The organism is Burkholderia sp. ZZQ-2, assembly GCF_050768715.1.
In the GTDB taxonomy this organism is placed as follows: domain Bacteria; phylum Pseudomonadota; class Gammaproteobacteria; order Burkholderiales; family Burkholderiaceae; genus Burkholderia; species Burkholderia cepacia.
On sequence record NZ_LDVA01000345.1, the window covers coordinates 1 to 12417 of the forward strand.

Genomic DNA, 12417 nt, shown 5'->3' on the forward strand with positions numbered 1-12417 from the left:
ATGCGACGATTGGCTGCCCGGCGGATGGCCGCCCGGCACGTCCGTGCCCGTCTCGACGCCGCCGCCAAGCGCGGCCATCAACTGAGCGTGCGCGGCGAGGCGTTCCGCATCGATGCGGGCGGCCGTTTCCTGCGCGCGCAACAATTGCTGCTGCGCGACCAGCACGTTGACGTAGTCGGTCAGCCCGCGGCGGAAACCTTCGCGCGACAGCTGGTAGCTGCGGTCGTTGGCGGCCACCGAGCGTGCGGCGTCCTTCTTCTGCGTATCGAGCGAACGGATCCGCACGACCTGGTCGGCGATGTCCTTGAGCGCGCCGACGATCGTCTGGTTGTATTGCTCGACCGCCTGGTCGTAGCCGGCATTCGCCGCGCCGAGCTGCGCGCGCAGCCGGCCGCCTTCGAAGATCGGCAGCGACAGCGCGGGGCCAGCCGTCCAGCCGCCGTTCATCGCGCGCAGGAAGTCGGTGAACGGCGCGGTCACGCCGAAGCCGCCGACCGTCGCGAGCAGGTCGATGTTCGGATAGAACGAAGCCTTCGCGACGTCGATGCCGCGCGCCTGCGCGTCGACCGTCCAGCGTGCCGCGACGACGTCGGGGCGGCGGCCGAGCAGGTCGGCCGGCATCGCCGACGGCAAGCCGGCCGGTGCGTCGAGCGACAGCCGAGGCCGCTTGATCGCATCGCCGGCGCCCGGGCCCTTGCCGGCCAGTGCGGCGAGCTGGTGCCGCGCGAGCTGGATCGCTTCCTCGTAGCTGTCGATCTGGCGCTCATAGTCGGGCAGCGTCGATTCCGCCTGGCTTACCTCGAGCTGCGTGCCGAGGCCAGCCTGCAGCCGCTTGCGCGCGAGATCGGCGAGCGAGCGCTGGCGTTCGAACGTTTCGTGCGCGAGGTCGAGCAGCGCGTAGTTCATCGACATACCGACGTACGCGCGCACGACGTTGACCTCGAGTTCGAGCTTCGCCGCGCGTGCGTCGGCGGCGGTTGCGTGTGCGGTATCGAGCGCGCGCTCGGTCGCGTTCTTGTCCTTGCCCCACAGGTCGAGGTGGTAGGACAGGCCGAGCGTGCCGGTGTTGTTCCAGGTGTCGGTGTTCGCGAGCGGGCCGGGGCCGTAATAGACGTTGTCCGGCCAGTGCTGGCGCATCAGCGAGAGGTTGCCGTTGATCTGCGGCAATTCGGCCGAGCGGGCCACGCGCGCCATCGCCTGCGCTTCGCGCACGCGGGCCTCGGCGGCCGCGAGCGTCGGGTTGCCGGCCTGCGCGGCGGCAATCCATGTGTCGAGCTGCGGATCGCGGTAGGCGCGCCACCAGTCGGCCGCGGGCCAGCCCGCGTCACGGTCGGCCGCGCGGATGGCCGCGCCGGCATCGAGCGCGTTCGCTTCGATGCGGGCCGACTGCGGCTTGTTGTCGCCCATGCTCGCGCACCCGGCCATTATTAATGAGACTGCAAGAACCGCCAGTGCGAGCGTCCCTTTTGTCGCCGGAGACTGCACGATTTTCTCCCTTTCGGATATAGATGAGTCGGATGCGATTATATTTTTCAGCGATTCCTGAATATATGGACAAGGGTGCAAGTCATTTTTACGAATCCTGAGACAATACTTGTTTGCCTCTGTGCAACAATCCGTCCGGATTCAAACGGGTAATGGGATGGATACGTTACAAAACATGCGGGTATTCGTCCGCGTGGTCGACGCGGGAAGCTTTACCGCGGCCGCCCAGCAGATGAATTCGACCACTGCCTACGCGTCGCGCGCGGTCTCGGATCTCGAGGCGCACCTGCGCACGCGCCTTCTGAACCGCACGACGCGTCGGATCGCACTGACCGAAGCCGGCGAGCGCTACCTGCAGCGCTGCGAGCAGATCCTCGCGTATGTCGACCAGGCCGAAGCCGAGGCGGGCGACGCGCATGCGCGCCCGTCGGGCAAGCTGAAGGTGCATTGCTTCACGAGCCTCGGCCAGCACTACCTGGTGCCGGCCATCGCGCGCTACCGCGAGCGCTACCCGGACGTGCACGTCGAGCTGACGCTCGCGCAGCGGATGCCCGACCTGCTCGACGAGGGCTACGACGTCGCGATCGTCGTCGGCCGAGACCTGCCGGATTCGGGGCTCGTGTCGCAGCGGCTCGGCGAGAGCTACAGCGTGGTGTGCGCGTCGCGCGGCTACGTCGAGGCGAACGGCGTGCCGCAGCGGCCCGCGGATCTCGCGCAGCACGTATGCCTCGGGATGGTCGCGCCGGGCTTTCAGTTCGACGAATGGGCGCTCGCGGGGCCGAACGGCGACGAAGTCGTCCCGATCACGGCGCCGCCGTTTCGCGTGAACGTCGCCGAGGCGCTCGCCGTGGCCGTGCGCGAAGGGATGGGGATCGGCGGCCTGCCGCTCTATTCGGCGATCGGCTGGTTGCGCAGCGGGCACATCGTGCGCGTGATGCCCGAATACCGGTCGCACGTGATGAACATCTACGCGCTGTATCCGTCGCGTCAGTACCTCGACGCGAAAATCCGTACCTGGGTCGATTTCCTGCGCGACGAGCTGCCGGCCACGCTGGCAGCCGACGAAGCCGCGCTCGAACAGTACACGCGTGCGACATGACCGCGCGGTTGGCCGCGATCTGACGAGATTTGTCCTTCACGCAACATTTTTTTACGAACGCGTGCCGGACAGTTTGATACTGTGGAAATTAACGAGATACGCAACCCCGGAGTAGCGATGGATACGCACCTGATGATCGGCCTTGGAGTCCTGCTGGGCGCGGCCGCGGCCGCCGCGGCGACCCGCGACCTGCTGCGCGCGATGAAGGCGAAGGCGCAGATGAAGCCGGTGCCGGTACGGGTGCGCGAGCCGCGCCGCCCGGGGCGCTGATCCGCGGTCACGCTCCGGGTCGAAAAGGTCGCGCAAAAAGGCCGCGCAATGCGGCCGGGCGGGGTGGCGTTCAGCCGAGCTCGACGACCTTGTCCCACGTGAACGCGGTGTTTTCCCGTTCGCCGGTGCGCCGGTGGATGTAGCCGCGCGGATTGCATACCACGCGTGTGCCACCGTCCGCCACGTAGTCGAATGACGTATGCGTGTGGCCGTGGAGCCACAGATCCACTGGCGGCTGCACGAGTTCCGCCATGTCCGTGACGAATCCCGCCGACGCAAGATCGTCCGCATAGCGCTGCGCCAGCGAGCGCCGGTGCGGCGCATGGTGGGTAACGACGATCGTCCGGCCCGCGAACGGCGTCGCGAGTTGTGTCTCCAGCCATGCGCGGCTGCGTCGATGCAGCGCGATCGCGTCGGCCGGCGAGAAATCCCGTTCCGGCGTGCCCGGAGCCGCATGCAGCGCCGCGTCATGCGGCCAGGTCACCTGGATCAAGCCCTTGAAATCGAGCATCACGCGCAGCCCGGCGTCGATTGCACTCGCGAGGCTGGCTTCGTCGGTACCGAACAGCGAAAAATCGGCCCAGAGCGTCGTGCCGAGCACGCGGAACCGCTGCCCGGGATCGACGTAGACGTCGTTGTTCAGGTAATGCACGTTGTCGAGCGCCTGCGCCGCATCGCGCATCGCCGTCTCCAGCGCGCCGAATTCCCCGTCGTAGTACTCGTGGTTGCCTGGCACGTAGATCACCGGTACCGCGGGATCGAACGTTTCGGCCGCCCAGCGCAGGCCTTCCGCATGATTGTGGATGTCGCCGGCCAGCACGACGAGATCCGCGTCGGCATGCGCGATCGCGTCGGGCTGGTTGCTTTCGAGGTGCAGATCGGACAGGACGCGGATTTTCACGGGCGGGGCTCCGGAGTGGGCGGCTTCAGCGCAGGACCTTGCCGGGATTCATCAGGCCGCGCGGGTCGAGCGCGGTCTTCAGTGTGCGCATCAGCGTCGTTTCGACCGGGGACTTGTAGCGCTGCGCGTCGTCGATCTTCAGCTGGCCGATCCCGTGCTCCGCGCTGATCGTGCCGTGGTGGCGGTGCACGTTGTCGTAGACGATCCGGTTGATCGGCGCCTGGAACGCGGCGAGGAACGCCTTCGGATCGCCGCCTTCCGGCATCTGCACGTTGTAGTGGAGGTTACCGTCGCCGAGGTGGCCGAACGTGACCATCCGCGCGCCCGGCGCGGCCTGCTGGATCGCCGCGTCGGTTTCGTCGATGAAGCGCGCGATCGACGAAATCGGCACCGCGATGTCGTGCTTGATGTTGAGCCCCTCGTCGGCCTGTGCGAGCGGGATGTGCTCGCGCAGATCCCAGAATGCGCGCGATTGCGCGAGATTCTCCGCGACCACCGCGTCGACCACGAGCCCGGCCTCGAACGCTTCCTCCATCAGTTTCTCGAACAGCGCGCGCGCATGCGCTTCGCTTTCGTTGTCGGACAGTTCGAGCAGCACCGTTTGCGCGTGCGTTTGCGCGAACGGGTAGCGCAGTTGCGGGTAGTGCTTGCCGACCAGCTGCATGCAGAAATCCGACATCAGCTCGAAGCCGGTCAGGAGCGGCCCGGCCGCGCGCTGCGCGAGCGCGAGGAAATCGAGCGCCGCGTGCGGCGATTCGAGCGCGGCGAGTGCCGTGACCTGCGCGGCCGGCAGCGGATGCAGCTTCATCACGGCCGCCGTGATGATCCCGAGCGTGCCTTCCGCACCGATGAACAGGTCGCGCAGGTCGTAGCCCGTGTTGTCCTTGCGCAGTCCGCGCAGGCCGTCCCAGATCTCGCCCTGCGGCGTCACCACCTCGAGCCCGAGGCACAGTTCGCGCGCGTTCCCGTAGCGCAGCACCGCGGTGCCGCCCGCGTTGGTCGACAGGTTGCCGCCGATCGTGCAGCTGCCTTCCGCCGCGAGGCTCAGCGCGAACAGCCGGCCGCCTTCGCGGGCACGTGCCTGCACGTCGGCGAGAATCACGCCGGCTTCGACGGTGATCGTGTTGTTGTGCGGATCGAGCGCGCGCACGCGGTTCAGGCGCGCGACGCTCAGCACGGCCTGGCTGCCGCTCGCGTCGGGCGTGGCGCCGCCGGCAAGGCCGGTATTGCCGCCTTGCGGCACGAGCGCGATGCCGTGTGCGTTGGCCAGCTTGACGAGGGCGGCGACCTCGGCCGTGTTCGCGGGTTTCAGTACCGCGCACGCGGCACCCTTGTAGCGGCGGCGCCAGTCGGTCAGGAACGGTTCGGTATCGTGCGGGTCGGTCAGCACATGATCGGCGCCGATCGCATCGCGGCACGCGGAAACGAAAGCTTCGGAGGACATCATCACCTTGTCGCGTAAGGGTCAGGACGCGGCGCGCGACTTTTTCGCCGCGCGCTTGAACGGCGCGACGTATGCCAGCGCCGTCACGAAGAAACCGACGGCGAGCGCGGTTTCGCACCAGCCGAGCGTCGCGGACAGCCCGCGATCGGACATGCCGCGCACGACGCCTTCGGCGAAATAGACGAGGATCAGCATGCTCGCCCACTGCATCGTATAGATGTTACGCCGCCAGACGCCGGGCAGCGCGAGCGCGAGCGGTATGACCTTGAGCATCAGCGCGGAGCCGCCCGGGCGCAGCGGCGCGAGCCGCAGCTCCCACGCGAGCGACAGCGCGATCAGCGCGACGAGGCATGCGGCGGCAATCAGCGCGTAGCGCGGCCGGGCAGTGACGGCGGGACGGGCGGGGGCGTTCATGCGGCTTCGGCGGCCTGGGCGCTGGAGAGGGCGGCCGCCGCACGAGCGAGCCGCACGCCGAGCGCGGCCGCGAGCGTCTTTTCGTCCGCCGACAGCCCGCCGGCGGCCGAGCGATCGTGCTGCGCGACGTGAGAGGCGCCGTACGGCGTGCCGCCGGTACGCGTCGTGCTGAGTGCGGATTCCGTGTACGGGATCCCGACGATCATCATGCCGTGATGAAGCAGCGGCAGCATCATCGACAGCAGCGTCGATTCCTGGCCGCCGTGCAGGCTGCCTGTCGACGTGAACACGCTTGCCGGCTTGCCGGTCAGCGCACCCGACAACCATTGCGGCGTGGTGCCGTCGAGGAAATACTTGAGCGACGCGGCCATGTTGCCGAAGCGGGTCGGCGAGCCGAGCGCGAGGCCCGCGCATTCCTCGAGATCGCGCAGTTCCGCGTACGGCGGGCCGTCGGCGGGGATGTCGGGGGCGGTGGCTTCGCAGACGGTCGACACGGGCGGCACGGTGCGGATGCGGGCCTGCATGCCCGGCACGCTGTCGATGCCGTTCGCGATCGCGAGTGCGAGATCGCGCGTGGCGCCGTGACGGCTGTAATAGAGAACGAGGATGTCTTTCATGGGCGACGGAACCGCGTGCGGCCGCGCGCGTGCCCGGTGCAGTCGGCCCCTGCTGGAATCGAGCGGCTATTATAGGGGCTGAAGCCGTCGCGCAGCGCGGCGGCGGCGCGCCGTCGGGCGTGCGGTATCAAGAAGGAGAAGCCGTTTGCCGAAGTTGAGCGTCGATCTCGACACCCTCAAGCGCCTGGCGCAGTTCGCGGCCCGGCGCAGCGCCGAGGATCGCATCCCGCAAGTAGCGGGCAGCCTGACGTTCACGACGATGCTGGCCCTCGTGCCGCTCGTGACGGTCGCGTTCGCGCTGTTCACCGCGTTCCCGATGTTCGCGTCGTTCCAGATCTCGCTGCAGGGATTCCTCGCGGATCACCTGATGCCCGCGCAGTTCAACGTCCAGATATTCAAGTACCTGAACCAGTTCGCGTCGAAGGCCAAGGGGCTGACGACGGCCGGCCTGATCGTGCTCGTCGTCACGTCGGTGATGACGATGATGACGATCGAGTCGGCGTTCAACCTGATCTGGCGGGTACGCAAGCCGCGACCGTTCGCGCAGCGCGTGCTCGCGTACTGGGCGCTGATCACGCTGGGCCCACTGTTGTTCGGTGTGAGCCTGTCGATCTCGTCGTACCTGTTCACGCAGTCGCTCGCGTTTACCGGCGCGGGGCCGTCCACGTCGATCGTCGAGTGGCTGCTGGCGCTCGTGTCGCTGCCGCTGGCGGTGCTCGCGTTCACGCTGCTGTACGTGTACCTGCCGAACTGCACGGTCGCGTGGCGCGATGCGGTGATCGGCGGGCTGTTCGCGGCAATTGCGTTCGAGCTGGCGAAACGCGGTTTCGGCTACTACGTGCGGCGCATTCCGACCTATACGGCCGTATACGGTGCGTTCGCGGCGTTGCCCGTGTTCCTGTTATGGGTGTACCTGAGCTGGTTCATCGCGCTGCTCGGCGCGATGGTGGCCTCCGCGCTGCCGGCGATCCGCGTCGGCCAGTTCCACCGCATTCACTATCCGGGCAGCGACCTGCTCGACGCACTGGAAATGCTCGCGCGGCTGGCCGAAGCGCGCACGGCCGGCAAGCGAGGCTACACGGCGATGCGGCTCGCGACCATGCTGCGCTGCGATATGGAAACCGCGCAGCGCCTGCTGACGACGATGGAGGAGCGGGAATGGATCGCGCGGCTGGACGGCGGCGGCGAGACCACGCCGCGCTACATCCTGCTCGCGAACCCGGAGCAGCTGACGCTCGCGCAGTTGTTCGACGTGCTGGTGATCGACCGCACGGAGCTGACCTACCAGTTGCAGCGACGCCGCAGCCATGTCGATGGCGCGGCGCTGCTCGCGGTGCTGTCGAGCGATCGCTTCGACGTGTCGCTCGCGTCGCTGATCGCCGCGCACCGGCCGGCCGGCGCACAAGCGGCGGGTGTCCCGGGGCAGGCGCCGGGCGGCGTGTCCGACCCGCACGCGCGGCCGCCGCGGCCCGCGTGAGCGGGGTGCCTGGCCGTTACAGCGGGATCTTGCCGGTGCAGATGTCCTTGAACATCACCCAGTCGCCCATCAGGCTGTAGATCGGGTGCCGGAACGTGGCCGGGCGGTTCTTCTCGAAGAAGAAGTGTCCGACCCACGCGAACCCGTAGCCGCAGACGATCGCCGCCGGCAGCCACAGCCAGTCGCCGGTCGCGATCGCCATCGCGACGCAGCCGATCACGCCGAGCGAGCCGACGAAGTGCAGCCGCCGCGACGTCAGGTTCTGGTGTTCGTTCAGGTAATACGGGTAGAAATCAGCGAAGCTGGCGAATTGCTCCGTATGCGTATGCGCCATGGCCGTCTCCTCGGGCCGCTGTTCATGGGGCCATTGTGCTGCCGGCGGCCTGCTTCCGCAAGCGGGGCGGCGGCCCGCCGCACGGGCCCGCGCTTTCCTTTTGACAGGCTTTCCGATAGGATCGAAAGAGGTTTTGCATTCAAGCATGAGGGGACTACGATGCGCGTCAGCGATATTCTGAAAGTTAAGGGCAACACGCTTTTTACGGTGACGCCCGACAAGCCGCTGCGCGAAGCGGTCGACACGATGGCCGAGCACGACATTGGTTCGCTCGTCGTGATGGAGTACGGCGATCTCGTCGGGATGCTGACGTTCCGCGAGATCATCCTGCGCCTGCACGTAAACGGCGGCGCGATTGGCGACGTGCAGGTGCGCAAGGTGATGGACGAGCCGCTCACGTGCACGCCGGAAACGGACGTCAACGAAGTGCGCCGGATGATGCTCGAGCGCCATGCGCGCTATATGCCGGTGCTCGACAAGAAGGTGCTGATGGGCGTCATTTCGTTCTACGACGTCGCAAAGACGGTCGTCGAGGCGCAGAGCTTCGAGAACCGGATGCTGAAGGCGTACATCCGCGACTGGCCGGAATCGGAAGCCGAAGCGCACAAGTCGTGAACCACGCCGCGCCCGTCGCCGTCATGCGCGGGCGCCGCCACCCGGCACGCGGCGGCGCAGGCTTGTCCTGCGCCGCCGTTTTTTCAATGACCATACAAGGCCCGCGCAGCGTTGCCCAGACGGCGCGCGCGTATTCCGCATGAGCGATCAAACGCAAGCCACTTCCAGGCGGCGCGACGAACGGCACGCCCACGCGTCGCAGTTCGACCTGCTGCGCGAGCGCCGTTTCGCGCCGTTCTTCACGACCCAGTTCCTCGGTGCGCTGAACGACAACGTCTTCAAGATCGGCTTCACGTCGCTCGTCACCTATCACACCGCGCGGTTCGCCGGTGTCGATGCGAAGACGGCGGCCTTCCTGATTTCCGCGATCTTCATCCTGCCGTTCGTGCTGTTCTCGGCGACGTCCGGCCAGATCGCCGACAAGTACGACAAGGCGACCCTCACGCGTTTCGTGAAGACCTTCGAGATCGTGCTGATGCTGGTCGGCGCGGCGGGCTTCGTCATGCACAGCGCGCCGCTGCTGTATCTGTGCACGTTCATGATGGGGATGCACTCGACGCTGTTCGGGCCCGTCAAGTATTCGTACCTGCCGCAGCATCTCGGCGAGCATGAACTGGTCGGCGGCAACGGCCTCGTCGAGATGGGCACGTTCATCGCGATCCTGATCGGCACGATCATCGGCGGCGCGGCCGCGGGCATCGAAGGTGCCGGCGAGCGCGTGCTCGCGGTGAGCGTGCTCGTCATCGCGATCGCGGGGCGCCTCGTCGCGCAGCGCGTGCCTTCCACGCCGGCGCCGCAGCCCGATCTCGTGATCAACTGGAATCCGGTCAGCGAGACCTGGCGCAACCTCGGGCTCGCACGCCAGAACCGCACCGTATTCCTGAGCTTGCTCGGCATCTCGTGGCTGTGGTTCGTCGGCGCGACGTTCCTCACGTCGTTCTTCAATTTCGCGAAGGACGTGCTGTCGGCGAGCCCCGACGTCGTCACGATCCTGCTCGCGACGTTCTCGGTCGGTATCGGCCTCGGTTCGCTGCTGTGCGAACGGCTGTCGCAGCGGCGCGTCGAGATCGGCCTTGTGCCGCTCGGCTCGATCGGCATCAGCGTGTTCGCGATCGAGCTGTATTTCGCGAGCCGCGCGCTGCCGTCGCCCGGCCATCTGCTGTCGGTCGGCGAATTCCTGGCCGGCGCGCGCCACTGGCGCATCCTGGCGGACCTGTTCCTGCTCGCGATGTTCGGCGGCTTCTACAGCGTGCCGCTGTACGCGCTGATCCAGAGCCGCAGCGCGCCGACGCACCGCGCGCGGATCATCGCCGCGAACAACATCCTGAACGCGCTGTTCATGATCCTGTCGGCCGTGATGGCGATGGGGCTGACCAAGGCCGGCGTCGACATCCCGGGGCTGTTCCTCGTCACCGCGCTGTTGAACGTGATCGTCGCGGCCTATATCTATCTGCTCGTGCCGGAGTTCCTGCTCCGCTTCGTCGCGTGGGTGCTCGTCCACACGTTCTACCGGATTCGTCTCGTGCACGCGGAGCGGATTCCGGCGGAAGGCGCGGCCGTGCTCGTGTGCAACCACGTCAGCTACGTCGATGCGCTCGTGCTGGCCGCCGCGAGCCCGCGCCCGATCCGTTTCGTGATGGATCACCGGATCTTCAAGACGCGCTTCGCGAGCTGGGTATTCCGGCATGCGAAGGCGATCCCGATCGCGCCGCGCCACGAGGATCCCGCGATGCTCGCGCGTGCGTACGACCTGTGCGAGGCCGCGCTGAAGGACGGCGAACTCGTGTGCATCTTCCCCGAGGGCAAGCTGACCAAGACGGGCGACATCAACACGTTCCATCACGGCATCATGGAAATCCTGGGCCGCACGCCGGCACCCGTGATTCCGATGGCGCTGCGCGGGCTGTGGGGCAGCTATTTTTCGCGGCATTCCGATGCGCGGATGCCGCGACCCATCAAGCGCGGCGTGATGAGCCGGCTGACGCTGGCGGTCGGCGAGCCGGTCCCGGCGTCGGTCGCGACGCCCGAGTCGCTGCAGGCCGCGGTAACGGAACTGCGCGGCGCGCGGAAGTAGGCGAGCGCCTGTCCGGATGCGTTCGGCTGCAACCGCGCCGGACGGGCTTGCGCCGCACAAGCCGGGCCGCACGCGTTCCGCGTGTCCGGGCCGCCTTTCATGCGGCCTGCGGCCCGCGGGCGCGGGACGGCTGGCATAATAGCGGCTTACCTCTTTTCTCGACCGGCAAACGATCGATCTGCCTGCGGCCCGGGCAGCGCATCGGTTTGCCCATTTCTCTTTGGGCGGTTCCATCATGTCCGGCAATACCCTCGGCACGCTTTTCACTGTCACGACCTTCGGCGAATCGCACGGTCCCGCGATCGGTTGCGTGATCGACGGCTGCCCGCCGGGAATGGGGCTGACCGAAGCCGACATCCAGGTCGAACTCGATCGCCGCAAGCCGGGCACGTCGCGTCACGTGACGCAACGGCAGGAGGCTGACCAGGTCGAGATCCTGTCGGGTGTGTTCGAAGGCGTGACGACCGGTACGCCGATCGCACTGCTGATCCGCAACACCGACCAGCGCAGCAAGGACTACGGCAACATCGTCGAGACGTTCCGTCCCGGCCACGCCGACTACACCTACTGGCAGAAATACGGCATCCGCGACTACCGCGGCGGTGGCCGTTCGTCCGCGCGCCTCACCGCACCGATCGTCGGCGCGGGTGCGGTCGCGAAGAAGTGGCTGCGCGAGCGCTTCGGCGTCGAGGTGCGCGGCTACATGAGCGGCCTTGGCGAAATCGACGTGCCGTTCGTCGACTGGTCGCACGTGCACGAAAATCCGTTCTTCTCGCCGAATGCGGCGGTCGTGCCTGAGCTCGAGGCGTACATGGATGCGCTGCGCAAGGATGGCGATTCGATCGGCGCGCGCATCGACGTCGTCGCGTCGGGCGTGCCGGTCGGCTGGGGCGAGCCGGTGTTCGACCGTCTCGATGCGGACATCGCGAAGGCGATGATGAGCATCAACGCGGTGAAGGGCGTCGAGATCGGTGCGGGTTTCGACAGTGTCGCGCAGCGCGGCTCGATGCACGGCGACGAGCTGACGCCGGGCGGTTTCGTCGGCAACCATGCAGGCGGCGTGCTCGGCGGGATTTCGACGGGGCAGGACATCACCGTGTCGATCGCGATCAAGCCGACGTCGAGCATCCGTACGCCGCGCCGTTCGATCACGAAGGCGGGCGACGAGGCGACGGTGGAAACGTTCGGCCGCCACGATCCGTGCGTCGGCATCCGCGCGACGCCGATCGCCGAGTCGATGCTCGCACTGGTGCTGATCGACCATGCGCTGCGCCATCGCGCGCAGTGCGGGGACGTCGAGACGTCGACGCCGAAAATCGCCGGTAGCGCGACCTGACGCAAGCGGGCGGGGCGCGGCGCGCCTCGCGAACGCGCAGGGAATACAAAACGGGGCGCTGCTTCAGTCAGCGCCCCGTTTCGTTTGTGGCGACCAGCAAAAACGCGCCGCTCGCGGCGGCGCGTCTTGGCGGATTACATGTTCGGGTAATTCGGCCCGCCACCGCCTTCCGGCGTGACCCACACGATGTTCTGCGTCGGGTCCTTGATGTCGCAGGTCTTGCAGTGCACGCAGTTCTGCGCGTTGATCACGAGGCGATCGCTACCGTCGTCGTTCTTCACGAACTCGTACACCGCTGCCGGGCAGAAACGTCCTTCCGGCCCCGCATACGTGCGCAGGTTCACGTTCACC

General features: G+C 67.4%; 13 protein-coding genes. 6 read left to right on the forward strand and 7 right to left on the reverse strand.

Going from position 1 to position 12417, the window contains the following annotated elements; translation table 11 throughout:
• Window positions 1–1485, reverse strand: a 1485-nt coding sequence (locus tag ABY44_RS32805; protein WP_431643324.1) for an efflux transporter outer membrane subunit, incomplete at its 3' end; no start/stop codon positions are given.
• A 157-nt stretch (window positions 1486–1642) separates the two neighbouring features.
• Here ABY44_RS32805 and ABY44_RS32810 point away from each other — a divergent pair.
• On the forward strand, window positions 1643–2584 hold the full coding sequence (locus ABY44_RS32810) for a LysR family transcriptional regulator (RefSeq protein WP_027787721.1): 942 nt from the start codon (window positions 1643–1645) through the stop codon (window positions 2582–2584).
• Between the two features lie 117 nt (window positions 2585–2701).
• On the forward strand, window positions 2702–2854 hold the full coding sequence (locus ABY44_RS32815) for a hypothetical protein (RefSeq protein ID WP_006476208.1): 153 nt from the start codon (window positions 2702–2704) through the stop codon (window positions 2852–2854).
• Window positions 2855–2924: 70 nt separating this feature from the next.
• On the opposite strand, the gene ABY44_RS32820 is transcribed toward ABY44_RS32815, so the two are convergent.
• The 4 genes from ABY44_RS32820 to wrbA are packed head-to-tail and all read right to left on the reverse strand — an operon-like array spanning window position 2925 to window position 6230.
• On the reverse strand, window positions 2925–3755 hold the full coding sequence (locus ABY44_RS32820; RefSeq protein WP_060173025.1) for a metallophosphoesterase: 831 nt from the start codon (window positions 3753–3755) through the stop codon (window positions 2925–2927).
• 25 nt (window positions 3756–3780) lie between these two features.
• The gene (locus ABY44_RS32825; protein WP_027787719.1) at window positions 3781–5202 is read right to left on the reverse strand and encodes an FAD-binding oxidoreductase; all 1422 of its coding nucleotides are present in this window, start codon (window positions 5200–5202) and stop codon (window positions 3781–3783) included.
• An 18-nt stretch (window positions 5203–5220) separates the two neighbouring features.
• A complete protein-coding gene (locus ABY44_RS32830) occupies window positions 5221–5613 on the reverse strand; it encodes a DUF2069 domain-containing protein (protein WP_060173026.1) in 393 nt (130 codons plus the stop codon).
• A complete protein-coding gene (gene wrbA / locus ABY44_RS32835) occupies window positions 5610–6230 on the reverse strand; it encodes an NAD(P)H:quinone oxidoreductase (protein WP_027787717.1) in 621 nt (206 codons plus the stop codon). Before wrbA ends, ABY44_RS32830 begins: the two co-directional genes overlap by 4 nt.
• 145 nt (window positions 6231–6375) lie before the next feature.
• Between wrbA and ABY44_RS32840 the strand changes: the two genes are divergently transcribed.
• Window positions 6376–7707, forward strand: coding sequence for a YihY family inner membrane protein (locus ABY44_RS32840; RefSeq protein WP_027787716.1), 1332 nt, complete (start codon window positions 6376–6378; stop codon window positions 7705–7707).
• Window positions 7708–7723: 16 nt separating this feature from the next.
• Here ABY44_RS32840 and ABY44_RS32845 read toward each other — a convergent pair whose 3' ends face one another.
• Entirely contained in the window at window positions 7724–8041 is a 318-nt protein-coding gene (locus ABY44_RS32845; protein WP_021160807.1) for an Mpo1-like protein, read from the reverse strand.
• A gap of 159 nt (window positions 8042–8200) precedes the next feature.
• On the opposite strand from ABY44_RS32845, the gene ABY44_RS32850 reads away from it, so the two are divergent.
• From ABY44_RS32850 to aroC, 3 genes are all read left to right on the forward strand, one after another.
• Entirely contained in the window at window positions 8201–8656 is a 456-nt protein-coding gene (locus tag ABY44_RS32850; protein WP_006755543.1) for a CBS domain-containing protein, read from the forward strand.
• Between the two features lie 139 nt (window positions 8657–8795).
• Window positions 8796–10730, forward strand: coding sequence for an MFS transporter (locus tag ABY44_RS32855; protein WP_060173027.1), 1935 nt, complete (start codon window positions 8796–8798; stop codon window positions 10728–10730).
• A 235-nt stretch (window positions 10731–10965) separates the two neighbouring features.
• Window positions 10966–12066, forward strand: a complete 1101-nt coding sequence (aroC, locus tag ABY44_RS32860; protein WP_021160805.1) for a chorismate synthase — start codon at window positions 10966–10968, stop codon at window positions 12064–12066.
• A gap of 134 nt (window positions 12067–12200) precedes the next feature.
• Here the strand turns inward: aroC and ABY44_RS32865 are convergent.
• Window positions 12201–12417 (reverse strand): 4Fe-4S dicluster domain-containing protein (locus ABY44_RS32865; protein ID WP_431643328.1); only part of this gene is annotated, 217 nt, incomplete at its 5' end.

Bases quoted from the DNA above. Each gene is read 5' to 3' on its own strand.
- ABY44_RS32810 (WP_027787721.1), top strand. From the start codon at position 1,643: ATGGATACGTTACAAAACATGCGGGTATTCGTCCGCGTGGTCGACGCG.
- ABY44_RS32815 (WP_006476208.1), top strand. From the start codon at position 2,702: ATGGATACGCACCTGATGATCGGCCTTGGAGTCCTGCTGGGCGCGGCC.
- ABY44_RS32825 (WP_027787719.1), bottom strand. From the start codon at position 5,202: ATGATGTCCTCCGAAGCTTTCGTTTCCGCGTGCCGCGATGCGATCGGC.
- ABY44_RS32830 (WP_060173026.1), bottom strand. From the start codon at position 5,613: ATGAACGCCCCCGCCCGTCCCGCCGTCACTGCCCGGCCGCGCTACGCG.
- wrbA (WP_027787717.1), bottom strand. From the start codon at position 6,230: ATGAAAGACATCCTCGTTCTCTATTACAGCCGTCACGGCGCCACGCGC.
- ABY44_RS32845 (WP_021160807.1), bottom strand. From the start codon at position 8,041: ATGGCGCATACGCATACGGAGCAATTCGCCAGCTTCGCTGATTTCTAC.
- ABY44_RS32850 (WP_006755543.1), top strand. From the start codon at position 8,201: ATGCGCGTCAGCGATATTCTGAAAGTTAAGGGCAACACGCTTTTTACG.
- ABY44_RS32855 (WP_060173027.1), top strand. From the start codon at position 8,796: ATGAGCGATCAAACGCAAGCCACTTCCAGGCGGCGCGACGAACGGCAC.
- aroC (WP_021160805.1), top strand. From the start codon at position 10,966: ATGTCCGGCAATACCCTCGGCACGCTTTTCACTGTCACGACCTTCGGC.